Raw genomic sequence first — 17,765 nt, forward strand, 5'->3', positions numbered from 1 at the left:
CTCTTCATATAGGTGCTTGTTGCCCTCAAGACGATCTACCTTTTTAATCTTGTGTTTTAATGAACTGTTTCCAGTTAATCCTTTGCCTATTGCTGTCAGCGATAGGTTTTGCTTCTTTTGTAGTGAACATGCTACATCCATTAATGCTTGTAAACGTTTGCCATGGATAAAAGGACATTCCTCCATGAGATGGTCATGTAGTAAATCGATAGGTTCCATCATTTTCCCCAAACAAATTTGTTGGGGAAAATTAGATCACGACTTCAACTTTACTGCAATTATTTTTAGCAAATTTGAGGGGATATATCAGTGCGCGGGCAGGACAAGTTTTTGTCACGTACAAAGGCTGATCGTACGAACAGGTTTATTTTCTAGATGCCTTACCTTCCAGAAGGTATTGATATTCACGCCACTGGGGCATAAATTGAGTCATCAGAGCATAAAATCGTTTGTTATGGCTGGCTTCGAGAAGATGAACCAGTTCGTGCACCAGCACATACTCAAGGCACACCAAAGGCTTTTTCATTAAATTGAGATTCAACCAAATTCTACGTGCCCGGGTATTGCATGATCCCCAGCGAGTTTTCATTTTTTTTATACCCCATTCGTTTGATTGTACTTGAATAATCGCTTCCCAATGTTTTATTAACCCAGGTACGATGGCCTCCATTTCTTTTCTGTACCAACTATCAAGCATTATCTTAATTTGAGTTAGCGTTGGTTGCGGTTGGGTATATAGATGAATCAGCTCTCCATTAACTTGGATAGTCTTAGGGCCATGATGTTCTTCAATGATTAATAAATAATTTTTTCCTTGAAATGGAATGGTTGACCCTGTCTGCAGATTTTCTTCCGTATACGAAGAGCGTTGACGAATTCGATCACGCTGAATGCGAATCCATTCACTTTTTTCTTGAAGATGTTGTCTGATTAACCGATCACTGAACCTTAATGGGGCGCTTACTTTAACCAAGCCATCTGGAGGATAAATTCTAAGATTCAAGTTTTTAATCGGCTTTTTTAATATTTCGATAGAAATGCCGTCAATTTCAATGATCATCAATGGCTTGGATAGTATGAGGTACTGCCATTATATCGAAGAAAAGGAATTATACCCAAATAACTTTGGCTCGATTTTAGTGGATTATTCTTGAAACACCCAAGCGAAGATCTTTAGAGCAACTGAGTTCGCAAAGAGGAACAAGTAACCTATTGATATTCCCCTAAACTGAGGATTAGCGCTCAGCTCCTTCACAAGGGCTATCAATGTATTCTCCATTGATGTCTAAAACCATGTTGACACTGGCGCGTTGATACCGGGCCAGGATATCGTATTGTTGCTTTGTAATGTAACCGTAGGAATTACCGCAATACACTAACGAGCTTGCTCCTGGTTTTGGCTTAACCTGTACAGGCAGATCACAATCCCAGCGAAATTTCGTTAAGTCACAGTTGGCTAGTGCTACACTGGTTGGTACTACCAGCAACATGATGAGGATAAACCATTTATTATTCATTTTTTATCTCCACTGGCATCGTATTTTATTTTAAGTATAGGTTAATTCTCGAAGACAAGAGCTTGAGGAAGTGAAATTATGTTTCACAAGATTTTTATTGAATTTAATGATATATATTCAATACATTTAACTCAAAAATCGTAACTTCTCAATAAAACCGGGATACGTCATTTTGAACGAATTGAGAGCTCCTGAAGCCAGAAAGGGTCCTGCATCTGGAGTTTCTTTACCGGATTCAAGTGGATGAACTTTCCGGATTGATGGAGATATGATCTAAGGTCGATAGCTATGCTCTCATCCAGTATTGAATATCTCCAGGCTCTTCGTAAAGGAAATTATCTACGGTTTTTGGAATGGCCTCAATTCATCGCACAGCATTATTCAGACTCAAAAGATGCTATTGGTGCCGATGAAACCGTGAATTTAATTGTTTTTGAATGGTTGAATCATGGTTTTTGTGAGGAAGATGTCAGACACATGGCTATTTTGGCTGTAGTTCATGATTTGGATTCGAGACCAATCAGAGCGGAATTATCTTATGCTTTTATTTCCTTATCGGTTGGGTTAATTAGCTGTATGGTTTATCAGAGTATGAATCTTCAAAACAATTTTATAAAACAAGAACAATTGAGCGGCAAGCAAGTGTGCCAATTGATGAAAAATCAAAGTGCACTTTTGGATGGATTACGCTTTTCTGAGCAGGAACAGAGAGAAAATGCCCGATTTCTCCATTACAAAGAGACCGCTGACATCAAGGCTGTGAATCGTGCCTTTGAACAAATTAGTTCAATCACTCAATTCAGATATTTAGCTGATGAATACATTACTACCTTGGAGAATACCCAAATTGAGGGAGATCAGCTACAAACGACTCGAGTCAGTGTGCTGAAAAACCTGGCACAATATTTAAATGAACAAATGGAATATACCGAGGAGGTTAAAGAAGAGCTTGGATTGTATGTCACTCGATTGTGGGAAATGAATCCTGCCGAATTTGAGGAACTGTATCTCAACAATATTTCCACTTACTCTTTTGTCGCTAATTTATGGAAGATGGCCGTAAGTTATGGATTAAGATTTTTTAGTATTCTGCAACCGAGCGCTTCACTGGCTATTACGGATGAGACATCGAATACTCCCAAACAGAGTTAGTTCAAGAATATTTTATAGACGAGCCTCATGAGCGAGCAGGCTTTCTTTATATGAAATGGATTCGGGATTCCCCATATATCCGCCAAGACTATTTTTTCCAACGACACGATGACAAGGGATAAACAACGCCAGAGGGTTGCGTTTACACGCCTGTCCAATAGCTCGGGGACTACTTTGCAGTTTGAGTGCCAATTCTCCATAAGTCAACGTTCGACCAACGGGAATGACCAGGAGCGCGTTCCATACGTTTAGTTGGTATAGACTGCCTTTAGGTTTTAATTGTAATTGAAACCGATGATGAGGATCAGCATTATAGGCTTCAAGTTCTTTGCCTATTGTTTGAGCCAGGCTGTTATTGGCAGGTACCCCAGATTTTTGAGTAAACGAGGCACTATAAACAAAATGCTCATCATGATGTACTTCAAGCCTACCCCAAGGGGTAGGAAAAATCGACATGACGAGCATTGAGTTCAAGAATTAATCGCCTTTTTTACCTGTCAATTTTTCTTTAATACGAGCAGCGCGGCCAGCCAGGTTGCGTAAGTAATACAGTTTTGCTCGACGTACATCACCACGACGCTTGACAGTGATACTGTCCACGATTGGGCTGTAAGTCTGGAACACTCGCTCAACACCTACGTTATGAGAAATTTTGCGAACAGTAAACGCGGAATTTAAACCACGATTTCTTTTAGCAATAACAATCCCTTCAAAAGCCTGTAAACGTTCACGAGTACCTTCAATTACTTTAACTTGAACAAGAACAGTGTCACCTGGATTAAACTCAGGAATTTCCTTGCCTTGCATTTGCTCAGCATTCAATTGGTCAATAATATTAGTCATGGACTACTCCTAAAATTGGTTTATCCTCAACAGGAATCACCGTGTTCGCATTTATAACTATTCAGCACCGATTCATGGATGCTTTGAAACCTGCTGGTTTGCTACCTTGAATTCGGTAATAAACCGTGCTCTTCCTGAAACTCTGCAAGCAACTGCCTGTCAGTTTCGTTCAATTGCATCTGTTTTAGTAAATCCGGACGTTTAAGCCAGGTTTTACCCAGGGATTGTTTTCTACGCCATCGCTCTATGTCCCTATGGTTCCCTCCTAATAAAACAGGAGGTACATCCATACCATTAATGGATGCAGGCCGGGTATAATGAGGACAGTCGAGTAACCCATTCATAAATGAATCTTGCTCTGCTGAACCAAGATGCCCAAGACTACCGGGTATCAAACGAATTATGGCGTCAATAAACACCATGGCAGCTAATTCACCGCCACTTAATACAAAATCCCCAAGCGACCACTCTTCATCTACATGATGACTAATGATGCGCTCATCAATTCCTTCATAGCGTCCTGCTATAAACAGCAGGGGTTGCCTGTCATTTGCCACCTGGTTTAAGTCGGCTTGACGGATTACTTTACCTTGTGGGCTTAAGTAGACCGTTTTGCAGTTTTCTGGCATTTGACTGCGTGCATGTACAATTGCCGCATGGAGTGGTTCATACATCATGACCATTCCTGGTCCACCACCATAAGGCTTATCATCTATCTGCCTATAGGGTCTGGATGACCAATCACGTGGATTCCAGTGTGCAATTTGTACCAGGTTCTGTTCAATTGCCCTACCGGTAACTCCGTACTTTAATCCATCCATTATTTCTGGAATCAAACTGATTACGCCCAGATGCAAAACCACTTAAAAATCCGCATCCCAGTCGACAGTAATGACCTGTTCGGTGTCATTGATATCCATTATAAATTGCCCCGGCAAATAAGGTATTAAATGCCTTTTTTCACCTTGAACTACCAATACATCATTAGAGCCTGTTGGCATCACTTCAGTAACTAATCCAAAGGACACGCCTTGTTGGTTAATCACTTTCATGCCTATCAGCTGGTGCCAGTAATATTCACCTGGTTCTAATTCAGCGAGCTGTTCTTTTTGAACAGCAATTTCTACATTGGTAAGTCGAGAAACAAGCTCACGATCAGGATAGCCCTCTATTTGTGCTATTATGGCCTTGTTATGTACTTCGATACATAATAGCTTAACAGGTTGCCACTGATTGTTTAAACAGGCATGCCAGTCTGTATATCTCAGAATATTATCTCGAGGATCTGTGAAGGAGTGAACCGTAACAAAGCCTTTAATACCATGAGGTCGGCCAAAACGGCCTAATACTACCCAGTTTGCCTGATTATTCACGTTATTAAGCAGCTGTTTCAGATTTTTTGTTAAATTCTTTTACCAATGAACTGACTCGGTCAGATAATTGTGCACCAACACTTTGCCAATGAGCTAATTTTTCCATTTCAACGTGCAGACGAACTTCTTGTCCTCGCGCAACGGGGTTAAAATAACCAATACGCTCAATGTAATTACCATCGCGACGTTTGCGGCTGTCAGTTACTACCATGTGATAAAAAGGACGCTTTTTGGCGCCGCCTCGTGATAAACGTATAACGACCATTGTTTTCCTCTACTTTAGAGTGGTTACATAAAAATGCCGAGTATTGTACGAAAATTAACTCAACATGTGAAGTAATTCTTTTAATTTATTTTCTAACGCACTATCGCCACTTAGTCAACTACGGTTATTCATAGCGAATATCGGTCTCTATGTGTAGATAGTGTAATAAAAACAATTACTTTAAATCATCTGGAAACATGTCTTTCATTCCAGCCATTCCCCCTAAACCTCGCATCATTTTCTGCATTCCGCCAGGTTTGGAAAATTTTTTCATCATCTTTTGCATTTGTTCAAATTGTTTCAACAGTCGATTGACATCCTGAATCTGGGTTCCAGAGCCCATTGCAATGCGCTTTTTCCGTGACCCTACAATGATTTTGGGGAGTCGACGTTCTTTGGGGGTCATTGAATTAATAATGGCAACTGTCTGGGCCATAGCTTTGTCATTGACCTGTTTCATCGCCTGTTGAGGCATTTGCCCCATACCAGGAAGCTTGCTCATCATTCCTGCGATACCGCCCATGTTGTTCATTTGCAAGAGTTGTTGCTTGAAGTCTTCTAAATCAAAACCCTTGCCTTTCTTTAATTTTTTAGCCAGTTTTTCGCTGGCCTGTTTGTCTGCTTTGCGCTCTACTTCTTCGATCAAAGTCAGAATATCGCCCATTCCTAATATTCGTGACGCGATACGCTCGGGGTGAAATGGCTCCAGAGCCTCTACTTTTTCACCGCTACCGATAAATTTAATGGGTTGGCCGGTTATTTGTCTCACCGACAAAGCAGCACCACCTCGGGCATCACCATCTGTTTTGGTAAGGATGACCCCGGTTAAGGGCAGGGCTTCATGGAATGCCTTGGCGGTATTGGCTGCATCCTGGCCCGTCATACTGTCGACAACAAACAAGGTTTCTATGGGTTTTACAGATTGGTGTAATGCCTTAATCTCATCCATCATTTCTGCATCGATATGCATGCGACCCGCAGTATCGATAATCAAAACATCCATGTATTGCTTTTTAGCACTTTCAAGAGCTTTTTGAGCTATAGAAATGGGTTGTTCGTTGGTTTCTGCAGGAAAAAATGCGACACCAATTTGTTCTGCCAAAACCTTAAGCTGTTGGATGGCGGCAGGCCTGTAAACGTCCACACTGACCAGCATGACTTTTTTATTTTCGGTGTCTTTTAAATAGCGGGCGAGTTTTGCGGTGCTTGTTGTTTTACCAGAGCCTTGTAAACCGGCCATCAGGAATATTGCAGGGGGTTGCGTTTTAAAGTCCAGCTCAACGCGTTCATCGCCCATGACATGGATTAATTCATCATGCACGGTTTTAATAAATGCCTGGTCAGGATTTAAACTGGTTAATACTTCCTGCCCAAGGGCTTTCTCTTTTACCTGTTCAATAAAGTCTTTAATAACCGGCAGAGCCACATCTGCCTCGATCAGGGAGAGTCTGACTTCGCGCAAGGCTTGTTGAATATTGTCTTCAGTTAATCGACCCTGTCCACGCAGGTTTTTAAAGGTGCGGGTCAACCGTTCGGTTAAGTTATCAAACATAATAATTGAGTACTCGGAAAAAAATAGGAACTATAGCATAGAGACGTGAAGCAATGCTACTTATCAGCAGAGGGACTCCGAGGGTACTTATTCTTTAGTGAGTGATTGGACAATAATTATTAAAGTATGTATTGACAAGATGCTGGATTATAGTGTTATTAGTATTTCATATAGTTGCTATTAGTTTTTTGATTAAGAATCTAATAAATCCTTAATTATTGTTCGTTAAATTTTATCCATTTTAACTTATTCGGGATCAATATGGGCGTGTCAAAAACTGATGGGACTCAACTTAAAAACGAGGCTGCAGTCACAATACAGTCGGCCTATAGAGGATTCTTTTCCAGAAAATCTTTTGCTATTAGCCAATTACCTCCCAATTGTTTGAAGCCATTCAAGGTCCTAATCAAGGGGAATGATCCTGAGATCACAGGATTGCCTCATCATTCCAGGGAAGAGCATATTGCATTGGTCGCCATATCGGGTATGCGTTCAGTTGAAATTGCATGCCAACTCAGCAGCGGCACTCCCAAATTGATTATTATCGATAACAGCCAATATGTAGTTGATTTTTGGCGAATGGCTCGATTCTTGATTAATAAATCTGATTCAACAGACGATTTTCTTGTCCAATTGGCGCGTTTTTTAGAGTCAAGCCAATGCAGCAAATCAGGTTTACAATCAAGGGAATTCGCTTATCTGGGGCAGCTATTTAATCAGTATGGTTTTGAAAAACTGCAGAGCATTATTGGCAAAACCTCCGTTTTGGCTCAGTCCTGGGTTGATCGAGACGTAATGATTAAAGTAAAAAACATTTTGAAATTTATTGGAATTGATGTCGTTTACGCCTACCCCTCTAATGTTGTCGCCTATTTACGCTCTGAGGGACAACGATCGAATTCAAACCAGGTTTTGGATAACATTCAATCATTGAATCCCGCGTTGGCCATCCACACCGATCTGGTGATGGATAGACCGGAACACGTATACATTACCGCGGATCATACCCCCCAAACCGTTGCCGATAAGCTCAATCTTAATGCTGTTCGCTTCAGCAGTTCTGTGGGGAGCTTTGGAAAGACTGAAACATTATTAATGTTGTATCTGTATAATAAGTTAAAGAAAAAATCAGCTACTTCATTAGCTGCATCCGGATGCTCATTATTTTCACCTGACATGATTGACACGGAAGAGAGCAGTTCTGACGCGTCATCAAGCACATGTGGCTTATCAACAAGTCACAAGGGTGCGTTTGAATTGTAATAGAACATCGAACCTATCGACGTAGCGGATTAATTAACCGTATACTTTTTTTTACCCGGGATAGTATGAGATATAAGACATGTATGTCCTTTTCTGTATGCTTTTGTTTATTTGGGGATGGGTATTCTATCTCCTGGCTGTTAAATCCATCGATTATGCGGCACATCGTTTAAGAAGTTTATATAATCCTGACTCGTTAACCCATGATGATATCATCGCTCTTTTAACCAGTCTCTATCATCCGGAATTTGAGGGTGTTTGCTATGGTTTTAGTCTCAACTGGGCGTTGGCAGTTGCTGAGGGCAAAGAGGACGTATTTTACCGTCAACTCCATCTTCTTCGTGCTCATAAGTCTGATTTACCTGATGTTCTTGAGCATATTAACCAAAAAAAGGACCGATTAATTCCTCTTTCTGAAAGCGAGTTACAGACTCTTTCTTTACCGCAATTGTGTGAAAAGTTGTGTATAGCTCAGGAACCGCTTGCTTACAAAAATCTCTATGGAAAACTGGTTTGGCAATCCGATGTTACTGCCATCCTGAAGCGCATTCAACATCGCCATTCGGGAGTACAACAGATTTTTTATAAGACACATACTTTTGGCTCCAGGCAAGAAGCACTCGAATATTTTACCTTGTTGGCTAAATCAGGTTTAGCTGAAAATGTAGCGGTTATTATCAGTACTGCAGATCATGCCATGGGGTTTAAGCGAGCGGGGAATCTTTGGCGATTCATCAACATCAATGATTTGTATATACAAGATACGAATAAACCCTATTTTGAATTTAATTCTCATGGGCTTGTTGATGAGCTGTATCGAGTAAGCACTTCGGGGCCATTAATCCGCAGGCTAACAGTCAATACAGACTTCATCGCAGTGAACCTTTCAGCGGGCATAATTTCTAAATTGAAAAACCGCTATCCAGTATTTCCAGTGCCTAGGAAAACTCCTTATCCTGAACGACTCTATTTTTTTTCCATGGCCGCTCTGCAAGGTGATTTACCAACTGTAAAACAATGTCTTAGAGCGAGATGGTCTGTTTTTTCTCGTCAAAATTTGAGTGATGATTCCCCTATTTTAAAAGCACTGTATTTTGGCAGGCGAGACGTAGTAAGAGCCATGCTTTCAGGAGTTCCTCATCTTGTTACTAACCAGCGAAAAAAAGATTTGGCAACCTTGCTTCATATTGCGTGTAAATATGGAGGTTCGGGGATCGTTGAGGATTTGTTGTGCATTAAAGGGATTAAAATTAATCCATTGGATATCGAGGGTAAGACACCTTTGATGTACGCCTGCAAGCTGACTGTGACTACTCAGGATAGAAAACTATTTCAATTATTGTTGAATAGAGGGGCCTCCCTGACTATTAAAGATAAAAATGGATTAACTGCTTTGGATCATGCAGTTAAAAATAAGCATGAATTGGCTATTGAACTAATTCACAATAAAATGCAACGGAATGAGTCTAGAAAGCCGTCAGCTCATAAGAAACAACGAGTAGGTGTTCAATCTGGCTTGAATTTTTTTTACAAGACGTCTGATGATGAAGTATCTGAAGTGTATATGGCTCGGAAAGGAGGTAGTCTAATGTGCTCTTAGCCTACTACAGGACTTACGAAAAACGCTCAATCTCTTGGTTAAAAGACATTATTTGCGAGCTGGGTACATTCTGTTTCACCAGAAAAACTGCTATGATGATTTTCAAATCAAATGTCAGATCATGGATTCGTTTAATGTTCCTTAATGGCTGAACATTCGAAACAGATTTATTCAGGAGCTGTATATCTGATTCATATTGCACAACAATGCATCAGTCCACTCAATACTAGATTGATTTTTGTTTATTTTTTACGCGATTATTAAGGTTTCCTTAAGCTTAATTTAATATAATAAGTTTTTTGATTCTGAATAGGCTGCAATGAAGGAATGCGATGAGTAATAAAAAGCACTCACTTACTATTTTTAGTTTGACTATGATTACCGTTGGCTCGGTAGACAGTATACGAAATTTGCCCGCTACCGCTTTATTTGGAAGCCAGTTAATATTTTACTTTATATTGGGTGCTGTATTTTTCCTCATTCCCACAGCGCTGGTCTCTGCTGAACTGGCTTCTGGTTGGGCAAAACAAGGTGGAATTTATGTATGGGTCAAGGAAGCCTTTGGTAAAAAATCCGGCTTTTTAGCCATCTGGTTGCAATGGATAGAAAATGTGATCTGGTATCCGACCATATTATCTTTTGTTGCAGGAACCATAGGCTATTTGATTAATCCCGCTTTAACCAGTAACCCTTATTTCCTCTGGGCCGTTATAGTCAGTTGTTTTTGGGGCGCTACTTTGCTTAATTTACGAGGCATGAAGTCTTCTGCCATGTTCAGCAGCTTTTGCTCTCTTGCCGGATTGTTGTTGCCCATGTCTCTAATCATTGGCCTTGGCGTAGCGTGGATAACTCAGGGTAACCCCTTACAGATTAACTTTGATGTCCCCAGTATTGTCCCTCATCTTGCAGATAAATCTATGTGGGTGTCTTTAACAGCGATTATGATGTCGTTCTGCGGAATCGAGATCGCTACGGTTCATGCCAATGATGTAAATAATCCTCAGCATGCTTTTCCTAAAGCGTTAATCTATTCAGTAGGTATCATTTTAAGTACTCTGATCCTTGGCTCGCTTGCGATAGCCGTGGTGTTGCCTGGCAAAGACATCAATCTTGTTGCAGGAATAATGCAGGCATTTGAAGCATTTTTCTCAAGATATAATATGAATTGGATGATGCCCGTTGTTGCTGTCATGCTCGTTCTTGGTGGTCTTGGCGGGGTAAGTAACTGGATCATAGCACCGACCAAAGGATTATTGGTTGCTGCTGAAGACGGTAATTTACCTGAATTGTTTCAGCGTACAAATACCAAAGGAGCACCAGTGGTCATGTTAATTACTCAAGCAGTGATTGTTACAGTATTGTCTGCTTTGTTTTTGTTCATGCCCAGTGTCAATGGTTCCTATTGGCTATTAACTGCGTTAGCCGCACAGTTGTATATGTTAATGTATTTCATTATGTTCCTCGCTGCAATCAAGTTGCGTATCAGTGAGCCTAATCACCATCGTCCGTTTAAAATTCCTGGCGGGATGATGGGGATGTTGCTTGTCTCGGGAATTGGCATTATTGGCGTTCTCACAACTCTGGGCGTGAGTTTTATTCCACCAGAGGGTATTGACGTCGGCAGCACTGCTCGTTATGAATTAACTTTAATCATCGGCTTGATATTGATGTGTGCGCCACCATTTGTCAGTTCCTGGTTGCAAAGCAGGACTTTGGATGTGGAAGCTACAGCGTAACAAACAATAATGCCATGAATCCTCTTGATGAATTATTAACCGAATTAAGTTCTCGTCTTCCTGAGTTGGAGTGGAAAGTCAGTGAATTAAGTTCGGTTATTTCCAGTCATAATCTACCCAAAGGATTGTTTCGTACCGGTTTAGAGTTTTCAGGCTCAGCATGTGTTAAAGAAATTAAAGCAGATATTCAAGCCTTATCTCAGCAAAAAAATGATCGCAGTGCTATGTTTTTGGCCGAACGAATCAAACAGAAAATTAATGTTCTGGTTGCTTTATGCCATATAAGCAGTCGTAAAAAGAAACCTGATGATCGGGTCTCTTTTGGTGTAAAAATGTTAAGTACCCGACAACAATGGATAGAAAGTCTGGAGCAGGATATTAATACACTGACTCAACAGCAGAAGGCAATGACAAAATCGCTTCAACATCTGTCACACAGCGGAAAGCCTGATGCAATTCTGACCTTGCAGGCAGAGTTGGGTGAAGTTGAGCGGCGTTTGACTTTAGCCAAAGAAACATTAAATCAGGCCCTCTTATAAACTCTAGCCTATCTTGTCTTTATTCCTTAGGTCGACATCACTTTGTTGCCGTGAACGATTGATGGTTCTGTAGTGAATTTGAGGGGCTTTGCTTAAATAGTCTTTTGCTTGGTGCGGTATTGCGGTACATTATTGGCGCACAACTATTACAAACAAAGAAGGAGCGCCTTAAATGTCAGATAAATTTTCTCATATCACCAAGGATATTGGTACTCAATTAGCAAAAATGCGCAAAGAAATGCCTGAAGTTATGGCTGGATTTGCTGCTTTGTCGCAAGCGGCTAATCAAGAAGGTGTACTGGATAAAAAAACAAAAGAGTTGATTGCCATGGCTCTTGCTGTTGCCAAACAATGCCCAGGGTGTATTGGTTTTCATGCGCAAACGTTAATAAAATTGCAAACCACCAGAGCCGAGTTATTAGAAACATTAGGTATGGCTGTTTATATGGGCGGTGGCCCCTCTTTGATGTATGCTGCTGAAGCTTTAGAAGCCTTTGAAGAGTTTAGTCAGTAACGGGTAATAATCGTTTCGGGTCATGTTGGGTGAAGACCCAACATACGTCCTATATTTAGTGCGATAATAATGTGGCTACATGAGCCATTTGTTTTTCTGCCGGGTTTTGTTGGCATGGGAATTGTTTGCTGACGCCTAATAAGGCAATTTGAGATACCGTCATCGTGTCTTTATCACTGCGCTGGCTTGATATTTCTTTATAGGTTTGTTGGATTAACTCATTCATGGTGATCGAATTGAGTTGTTTTCCTGGTGGTAAACAAAAAATGGGTTTACCCTGAGTTTTTGCTGTTTCATTTGCCTGAATTAAGGTTTCCGCAATGCTCTCACACGTAATATTAAGAACATGACGCGCTGATCTGGCCCAAGCTTGTGCTTGTGGATCGGCCTTTATTTCCATTTGTGGTATGTTATTCGCAATATTCATGTAATTGTTGATGGTGTCGGCATAGACATTGCTGCAACACATAATGAAACTGATTAATAAAAAACGCATAATACTTCCTTAACTCGTGCACGATTACTTGAAAAAATAGTAGACAGTTGGGTTATCCGGGCAAACATACGGACCACATTCTATGAATGTACTGATTCCATTCGCAAGAATCAAGATAAGAAATAAATACATTAAAGCAATCATCCCTTTGTTGGATGTTTTGAATTGAGCGTCAAACCCTTGTTCAAAGAGAAGTGCGATCGCAATAAAGCCAATGATCAACAGAAAAATAATTGCAGACCAGGTGTAAAAATATAAACCAAGAAACGGTTCTCCATAACCGGGTGTGCCAGGAGCCAGATGGAGATAGATTTGTCGCGTCGCTATTGCAAGGCCTAATAACGCTTGCAATAACATAAAACCATAATGAGATATCCTGATGCCCAGACGCAAATTCATCATCAAGCACAATCCTATTCCCGCAAAACAAATTCTTTGTAATAAACATAAGGGGCAGGGTAACGAATGATTGAACAGTTGATCCGTAAAAGCGAAGAGTAAAATGACGCAGATCATCATTAGCCCAAAGCTGTTACCCCAAAGGTGTAATTTTTTTTGTATGTTCATAAGGGCACCAGATGGCTGTGAAAATTGAAACAAATGGAGATTAATAACAGACATAAAATAAATTGCAGGGGTATTGTTTTTGTGGGTTTGAATAGTAATTGCAGCCCAATAAGAAAAAAGAACACAAACAGCAGTATCATCATGATTGCTATCGTCCCTTATGATCAACTCAGATAAAAGTATAGTCGGTTCTATAAATTTTTTCGAATGGGCGGATTAATTCAATTACTTAAATCCCATGCGGTGTAATGAGACCTAATTTGAATGCAACAAATAAAAAAATAAATAAGGTCAATGAGATACCTATTCTAATTGTTAGTGCTTTCACTGTTCGTTTTGAGTTTCCAGTATCTCTTATCAGAAAAAACAAGCCGCTTGCCAGAGAGCCGGCAATAATAATCATGACAAAGATGATGAAGATTTTGGTGAACATTTGTTATACTCCCGAAATTGCTATCTTCAGTCGGAAGTTAGCCAACTTTTTGAGCAATTAATAAAGTATGCCTAGTTTAACCTGTTTTCGCTTTCGTTTCACCCCAAATTGGCTAATGATTGTTCTGACTCTGTTTTTTATCTTTATTTTTATTCGTCTTGGCTTTTGGCAAATACAACGGGCGGATGAGAAAGCAACGATGATTGCGGCAGAAGAATCATTGGCAAAACAAGAACCAATAGTTTGGAGTGGAGAGCAACCGCTACCCAAACAATATCAACGTATCAGGGTGAGTGGCACTTATTTACCCAATATTTTTTTATTGGATAATCAGCATCACCAACACCAGTTTGGATATGATGTTATTTCTCCTTTAGAGCTTTCGGACGGAACGATTGTTCTGGTGGACCGGGGATGGGTTATGGGGGACAGTACCAGGCGTACTTTTCCTGAAACCTTGATTCCACAGGGTAGGGTTAAGCTGCAGGGCAGTACTTATTTTCCAGGCAAAAACCAATGGGTTTTAGGGCCTGGAATCGAGAAAAAAGAGCGAGGAATTATTATTCTTGAGCTTTTGGATGCAAAATTAGTGAGTCACCTTTTGCAAAAAAAGGTCTATCCGTTTATTATTCGCCTCGACAAGCAAGACGCATATGGATTTGTGCGTGAATGGGCGATAGTATCCATGCCTCCGCAGCGGCATTTAGCGTATGCTCTGCAATGGTTTGCCATGGCATTGGTTATCTTTATTATATTCGTAGCATTGAATCTGAAGAAGAGAAATGAAGAAACAAGTCACTAAATATTATGTTTTGTTCTTATTAGCCATTATGTTTGCTGCACCAGGGGTAACTGCTTATCTATTTTTTCAACACCCAGACTGGCTAGGTTCATCGACAGTAAATAAAGGTACATTATTGACCCCCCCGATTTCTTTTAGTCATTTTGGAAGTAAATCAAAATGGCGGCTCCTTCTTATTAGTCCTGATGGATGTAAAAAGGAATGCCTCGAACAACTCAATATGCTCGCTCGAGTCCGTTTGGCTTTAGGGCGAAAATTATATCAGGTGGATGAGTGGTTGGTTCTGGATGATAAATCATCAGCATTGGCCGATGAAATAAAACCTCTCTTAAAAGAGCAGGATATTCATGTGACTACCTTAACATCTGCAGATATGGCTAAACTCTCCGCTTTGCCTGCTGATGCCAAGGTATTTATCGCCAATCCGGATAATTTCTTGATTCTAAGTTACCGCACAGGGGCTAATCCTGATGATATCTATAAAGATCTGAAACTTCTCCTTAGTACAACAGAACAGAAGAGTACCTAAATTGATGCAGAATAATTCTATACGAATCGCGGCTACTTTCAGTATTATCTTCGCTTTATTTGTAGTGATGCTGGGAGCCTATACACGGTTAACAGATGCTGGACTTGGGTGTCCTGACTGGCCTGGTTGTTATGGGCGGATGGTGTTGCCTTCTGCCCAGACAGGCTTGCAGGAAGCGCAAACCCAGTTTCCTCACATTCCTATTGAAACCAGAAAAGCCTGGACCGAAATGGCTCATCGTTATGCTGCAGGAACTCTTGCTCTGTTGATCCTTTTTATAGGAATCAGTGTGCTGCGTAAGCGAATACAAAGTAAAGTGATACCGTGGCATATCCCTTTGGCTTTAATGATTTTGGTGGTTTTTCAAGCAGCGCTGGGCATGTGGACGGTAACTCTGAAACTTCTCCCAGTAGTCGTCATGGGACATCTTTTGGGTGGGATGCTCATTTTTTCCTGCTTATGTCGGTTTCGCCTGCAAATTAGTTCTTTAAACGGGCAGGATTTGCCGCAGTGGCGTTTTTGGATCCGATTGGGGGTGCTTATTGTTTTTTGCCAAATTGCTCTTGGCGGTTGGGTTAGTTCAAATTATGCAGGGATTTCCTGCATTGGATTTCCACAGTGTAATGGATTGTGGTTACCAGAACTGCACTTTACCAAGGGATTTAATTTATTTTCTCCCGTCGGTGCTAATTACCAGGGCGGAGTACTCGATAATGAGGTTCGGGTGAGTATTCAATTGATTCACCGGATTGGGGCTGTTTTGACTGCGTGTTACATTGTCCTGCTCTCATTGTTGATTCTGGGTAAGTCAAGTTCCCGATATTTAAAAACAGGTGCTTTATTACTTCTGTTATTTGTGGTGCTTCAATTTTGCCTGGGTATTTTGAACGTAGTTTATTTGCTGCCCATATCTGTGGCCGTTGCTCATAATGGGGTTGCAGCATTATTATTGGCAACAGTGTTTAGTATGTTGCATTTTACACGAAAGGGGTTGGATTATGACTGCTGAGCTAGCGACACAGCCAACGGCAGATTGGCGTGATTACATTGAGCTGTGTAAGCCTCGAGTGGTTTTGCTTATGCTGTTAACGGTTGTTGTTGGCATGTATCTGGCCGCTCCAGGCTGGATAGATTTGTCATTAATTGGTTTTACCTTAATTGGCGTTGGTTTGTGTGCCGGTAGTGCGGCCGCGATTAATCATTTGGTGGACAGGCATATTGATTCCATCATGGCCAGGACAAAAAAAAGGCCTGTGGCTCATGGTCGGGTTTCAGTATATCAAGCGCTGGGATTTGCTGTTGTTATCGGTGTACTGGGTTTATCTGTTCTTTGTGCTTTTGTAAATCAATTAACAGCTTTGCTTACTTTTGTTACTTTGATTGGTTATGCTGGCGTTTATACTGGATATTTGAAAAGAGCGACTTCACAGAATATCGTCATCGGTGGATTGGCTGGCGCAGCACCTCCATTACTAGGTTGGACGGCTGTAACGAATCAGTTGGACCCTCACGCTTTATTATTGGTATTAATCATTTTTACCTGGACCCCTCCTCATTTTTGGGCTTTGGCAATTTATCGATATGAAGAATATCAACATGCTCAAATTCCTATGCTACCGGTTACTCATGGTATACAATTCACCAAACTGAATATTTATTTGTATACAATTTTATTGTTGGTGGTCAGTCTATTGCCTTTTGTTGTAGGAATGAGTGGCATTGTCTATTTGACAGGTGCAATGCTTCTGGGCGTGCGGTTTTTATTCTGGGCTCACAAATTATACAGTACTGAAAAACCTGTCGTGGCAATGCAAACCTTTAGATTCTCTATTGTGTATTTGATGGTATTATTTGTTTTTTTATTGATAGATCACTATCTGTAAGGGGTTAAAATGAGTATAAAAATAAAAGGTGTTACTTTAACTGTTACCATTTTATTGGCCCTGGCCAGTTTATTCGCTGGAATTTTTGTATCACAACATATTCATTTTAAGAAAAAAATTGATGCGGCTCAATTTCATGGCACCTATCTTGAAAATCCAAGAACGGTCAATCAATTCAGTCTGACAGGGACTGATCAACTGCCCTTTGAAAACAGCAGCTTGCAGGGGCAATGGACATTAGTCTTTTTTGGGTTTACTAATTGTGGTTACCTCTGCCCGACTACTATGGCAGAACTTGCTAAAATGTATCGTATTCTTGAGGAAAAAAAGGTGAAAAATCTACCCAGGGTCGTGATGATCTCTATAGATCCTGAGCGTGATAGCCTGGAAAAATTGAACGGATATGTTAAATCCTTTAATAGTTCATTTTATGGTGCACGAGGGGATGAGGCCATTATCAAACTCATGACTCGAGAAATGGGCATTGCTTATGCAAAAGTAATCAACAAAGAGAGTGACGATCCTAAAAACTATGACGTTCAGCACAGTGGAGCAGTAATGCTATTTAATCCCCAAGGAGAGTTAAACGCATTTTTTACCACTCCGCATCATGCAGACTTGTTGGCCAAGGATTATATGTTATTAGTCTCATAGCTGAATTCACCAAAATCGCTTGATGCTATCAGGAACAGGATAAGTTC

At 40.6% G+C, this 17,765-nt stretch carries 22 protein-coding genes and 1 pseudogene; 11 read left to right on the top strand and 12 right to left on the bottom strand.

The genetic code is table 11. The features are described from left to right. The 3 genes and pseudogenes from G543_RS17155 to G543_RS0105285 form a co-directional block, all read right to left on the bottom strand. Positions 1–222 (bottom strand): annotated as a pseudogene (locus tag G543_RS17155) (IS4 family transposase); the annotation flags it as partial. Between the two features lie 142 nt (positions 223–364). Continuing rightward, positions 365–1,060 (bottom strand): M48 family metallopeptidase, encoded by a 696-nt coding sequence (locus G543_RS0105280; RefSeq protein WP_028383605.1) that lies wholly within the window; start codon positions 1,058–1,060, stop codon positions 365–367. 175 nt (positions 1,061–1,235) lie between these two features. Continuing rightward, positions 1,236–1,517: a hypothetical protein gene (locus G543_RS0105285; RefSeq protein WP_028383606.1), complete on the bottom strand. Its 282-nt coding sequence runs from the start codon at positions 1,515–1,517 to the stop codon at positions 1,236–1,238. Between the two features lie 288 nt (positions 1,518–1,805). On the opposite strand from G543_RS0105285, the gene G543_RS0105290 reads away from it, so the two are divergent. Beyond that, positions 1,806–2,669: a helical bundle domain-containing protein gene (locus G543_RS0105290; protein ID WP_028383607.1), complete on the top strand. Its 864-nt coding sequence runs from the start codon at positions 1,806–1,808 to the stop codon at positions 2,667–2,669. A 12-nt stretch (positions 2,670–2,681) separates the two neighbouring features. On the opposite strand, the gene G543_RS0105295 is transcribed toward G543_RS0105290, so the two are convergent. From G543_RS0105295 to ffh, 6 genes are all read right to left on the bottom strand, one after another. After that, positions 2,682–3,134 carry a methylated-DNA--[protein]-cysteine S-methyltransferase gene (locus G543_RS0105295; RefSeq protein ID WP_028383608.1) on the bottom strand — a complete coding sequence of 151 codons (453 nt, stop codon included), beginning with the start codon at positions 3,132–3,134 and terminating at the stop codon, positions 2,682–2,684. A gap of 12 nt (positions 3,135–3,146) precedes the next feature. Then, positions 3,147–3,512 carry a 50S ribosomal protein L19 gene (gene rplS / locus G543_RS0105300; protein WP_028383609.1) on the bottom strand — a complete coding sequence of 122 codons (366 nt, stop codon included), beginning with the start codon at positions 3,510–3,512 and terminating at the stop codon, positions 3,147–3,149. 101 nt (positions 3,513–3,613) lie between these two features. Further along, positions 3,614–4,375 carry a tRNA (guanosine(37)-N1)-methyltransferase TrmD gene (gene trmD, locus G543_RS0105305; RefSeq protein ID WP_028383610.1) on the bottom strand — a complete coding sequence of 254 codons (762 nt, stop codon included), beginning with the start codon at positions 4,373–4,375 and terminating at the stop codon, positions 3,614–3,616. Further along, the gene (rimM, locus tag G543_RS0105310) at positions 4,376–4,885 is read right to left on the bottom strand and encodes a ribosome maturation factor RimM (protein WP_028383611.1); all 510 of its coding nucleotides are present in this window, start codon (positions 4,883–4,885) and stop codon (positions 4,376–4,378) included. 4 nt (positions 4,886–4,889) lie between these two features. Beyond that, on the bottom strand, positions 4,890–5,150 hold the full coding sequence (gene rpsP, locus G543_RS0105315; protein ID WP_028383612.1) for a 30S ribosomal protein S16: 261 nt from the start codon (positions 5,148–5,150) through the stop codon (positions 4,890–4,892). Between the two features lie 175 nt (positions 5,151–5,325). Continuing rightward, entirely contained in the window at positions 5,326–6,702 is a 1,377-nt protein-coding gene (ffh, locus tag G543_RS0105320; protein ID WP_028383613.1) for a signal recognition particle protein, read from the bottom strand. Between the two features lie 261 nt (positions 6,703–6,963). On the opposite strand from ffh, the gene G543_RS0105325 reads away from it, so the two are divergent. From G543_RS0105325 to G543_RS0105350, 5 genes are all read left to right on the top strand, one after another. After that, the gene (locus tag G543_RS0105325) at positions 6,964–7,965 is read left to right on the top strand and encodes an IQ calmodulin-binding motif-containing protein (protein WP_028383614.1); all 1,002 of its coding nucleotides are present in this window, start codon (positions 6,964–6,966) and stop codon (positions 7,963–7,965) included. Positions 7,966–8,044: 79 nt separating this feature from the next. Further along, positions 8,045–9,565, top strand: coding sequence for a Dot/Icm T4SS effector AnkG/AnkZ/LegA7 (ankG, locus tag G543_RS17160; protein WP_238584755.1), 1,521 nt, complete (start codon positions 8,045–8,047; stop codon positions 9,563–9,565). A gap of 332 nt (positions 9,566–9,897) precedes the next feature. Beyond that, entirely contained in the window at positions 9,898–11,301 is a 1,404-nt protein-coding gene (locus tag G543_RS0105340; protein WP_028383615.1) for an APC family permease, read from the top strand. A gap of 14 nt (positions 11,302–11,315) precedes the next feature. Next, entirely contained in the window at positions 11,316–11,840 is a 525-nt protein-coding gene (locus G543_RS0105345) for a primosomal replication protein PriC (RefSeq protein WP_028383616.1), read from the top strand. Positions 11,841–12,012: 172 nt separating this feature from the next. Beyond that, positions 12,013–12,354: a carboxymuconolactone decarboxylase family protein gene (locus tag G543_RS0105350; RefSeq protein ID WP_028383617.1), complete on the top strand. Its 342-nt coding sequence runs from the start codon at positions 12,013–12,015 to the stop codon at positions 12,352–12,354. Between the two features lie 55 nt (positions 12,355–12,409). Here G543_RS0105350 and G543_RS0105355 read toward each other — a convergent pair whose 3' ends face one another. From G543_RS0105355 to G543_RS0105365, 3 genes are all read right to left on the bottom strand, one after another. Next, positions 12,410–12,850 carry a hypothetical protein gene (locus tag G543_RS0105355; protein WP_028383618.1) on the bottom strand — a complete coding sequence of 147 codons (441 nt, stop codon included), beginning with the start codon at positions 12,848–12,850 and terminating at the stop codon, positions 12,410–12,412. Positions 12,851–12,874: 24 nt separating this feature from the next. Further along, positions 12,875–13,417 carry a disulfide bond formation protein B gene (locus G543_RS0105360; protein ID WP_028383619.1) on the bottom strand — a complete coding sequence of 181 codons (543 nt, stop codon included), beginning with the start codon at positions 13,415–13,417 and terminating at the stop codon, positions 12,875–12,877. 229 nt (positions 13,418–13,646) lie between these two features. Next, positions 13,647–13,850: a twin transmembrane helix small protein gene (locus G543_RS0105365; protein WP_028383620.1), complete on the bottom strand. Its 204-nt coding sequence runs from the start codon at positions 13,848–13,850 to the stop codon at positions 13,647–13,649. Positions 13,851–13,917: 67 nt separating this feature from the next. Between G543_RS0105365 and G543_RS0105370 the strand changes: the two genes are divergently transcribed. The 5 genes from G543_RS0105370 to G543_RS0105390 are packed head-to-tail and all read left to right on the top strand — an operon-like array spanning position 13,918 to position 17,718. Beyond that, a complete protein-coding gene (locus tag G543_RS0105370; protein ID WP_028383621.1) occupies positions 13,918–14,652 on the top strand; it encodes an SURF1 family protein in 735 nt (244 codons plus the stop codon). Further along, the gene (locus G543_RS0105375; protein ID WP_028383622.1) at positions 14,633–15,181 is read left to right on the top strand and encodes a hypothetical protein; all 549 of its coding nucleotides are present in this window, start codon (positions 14,633–14,635) and stop codon (positions 15,179–15,181) included. The genes G543_RS0105370 and G543_RS0105375 overlap by 20 nt, the downstream gene beginning before the upstream one ends. Before the next feature lie 4 nt (positions 15,182–15,185). Continuing rightward, positions 15,186–16,190 (top strand): COX15/CtaA family protein, encoded by a 1,005-nt coding sequence (locus G543_RS0105380; protein ID WP_028383623.1) that lies wholly within the window; start codon positions 15,186–15,188, stop codon positions 16,188–16,190. After that, positions 16,180–17,064, top strand: coding sequence for a heme o synthase (gene cyoE / locus G543_RS0105385; protein WP_028383624.1), 885 nt, complete (start codon positions 16,180–16,182; stop codon positions 17,062–17,064). The genes G543_RS0105380 and cyoE overlap by 11 nt, the downstream gene beginning before the upstream one ends. A 9-nt stretch (positions 17,065–17,073) precedes the next feature. Next, the gene (locus tag G543_RS0105390; protein ID WP_028383625.1) at positions 17,074–17,718 is read left to right on the top strand and encodes an SCO family protein; all 645 of its coding nucleotides are present in this window, start codon (positions 17,074–17,076) and stop codon (positions 17,716–17,718) included. The last annotated feature ends 47 nt before the right edge of the window (positions 17,719–17,765 follow it).

This window comes from Legionella moravica DSM 19234 (genome assembly GCF_000423305.1).
Classification (GTDB): domain Bacteria; phylum Pseudomonadota; class Gammaproteobacteria; order Legionellales; family Legionellaceae; genus Legionella; species Legionella moravica.

Bases quoted from the DNA above. Each gene is read 5' to 3' on its own strand.
- cyoE (WP_028383624.1), top strand. From the start codon at position 16,180: ATGACTGCTGAGCTAGCGACACAGCCAACGGCAGATTGGCGTGATTAC.
- G543_RS0105355 (WP_028383618.1), bottom strand. From the start codon at position 12,850: ATGCGTTTTTTATTAATCAGTTTCATTATGTGTTGCAGCAATGTCTAT.
- rpsP (WP_028383612.1), bottom strand. From the start codon at position 5,150: ATGGTCGTTATACGTTTATCACGAGGCGGCGCCAAAAAGCGTCCTTTT.
- G543_RS0105365 (WP_028383620.1), bottom strand. From the start codon at position 13,850: ATGTTCACCAAAATCTTCATCATCTTTGTCATGATTATTATTGCCGGC.
- G543_RS0105380 (WP_028383623.1), top strand. From the start codon at position 15,186: ATGCAGAATAATTCTATACGAATCGCGGCTACTTTCAGTATTATCTTC.
- G543_RS0105340 (WP_028383615.1), top strand. From the start codon at position 9,898: ATGAGTAATAAAAAGCACTCACTTACTATTTTTAGTTTGACTATGATT.
- ffh (WP_028383613.1), bottom strand. From the start codon at position 6,702: ATGTTTGATAACTTAACCGAACGGTTGACCCGCACCTTTAAAAACCTG.
- ankG (WP_238584755.1), top strand. From the start codon at position 8,045: ATGTATGTCCTTTTCTGTATGCTTTTGTTTATTTGGGGATGGGTATTC.
- G543_RS0105360 (WP_028383619.1), bottom strand. From the start codon at position 13,417: ATGAACATACAAAAAAAATTACACCTTTGGGGTAACAGCTTTGGGCTA.
- G543_RS0105390 (WP_028383625.1), top strand. From the start codon at position 17,074: ATGAGTATAAAAATAAAAGGTGTTACTTTAACTGTTACCATTTTATTG.
- G543_RS0105280 (WP_028383605.1), bottom strand. From the start codon at position 1,060: ATGATCATTGAAATTGACGGCATTTCTATCGAAATATTAAAAAAGCCG.
- G543_RS0105370 (WP_028383621.1), top strand. From the start codon at position 13,918: ATGCCTAGTTTAACCTGTTTTCGCTTTCGTTTCACCCCAAATTGGCTA.
- G543_RS0105345 (WP_028383616.1), top strand. From the start codon at position 11,316: ATGAATCCTCTTGATGAATTATTAACCGAATTAAGTTCTCGTCTTCCT.
- G543_RS0105295 (WP_028383608.1), bottom strand. From the start codon at position 3,134: ATGCTCGTCATGTCGATTTTTCCTACCCCTTGGGGTAGGCTTGAAGTA.
- G543_RS0105350 (WP_028383617.1), top strand. From the start codon at position 12,013: ATGTCAGATAAATTTTCTCATATCACCAAGGATATTGGTACTCAATTA.
- rplS (WP_028383609.1), bottom strand. From the start codon at position 3,512: ATGACTAATATTATTGACCAATTGAATGCTGAGCAAATGCAAGGCAAG.
- G543_RS0105285 (WP_028383606.1), bottom strand. From the start codon at position 1,517: ATGAATAATAAATGGTTTATCCTCATCATGTTGCTGGTAGTACCAACC.
- G543_RS0105290 (WP_028383607.1), top strand. From the start codon at position 1,806: ATGCTCTCATCCAGTATTGAATATCTCCAGGCTCTTCGTAAAGGAAAT.
- G543_RS0105375 (WP_028383622.1), top strand. From the start codon at position 14,633: ATGAAGAAACAAGTCACTAAATATTATGTTTTGTTCTTATTAGCCATT.
- G543_RS0105325 (WP_028383614.1), top strand. From the start codon at position 6,964: ATGGGCGTGTCAAAAACTGATGGGACTCAACTTAAAAACGAGGCTGCA.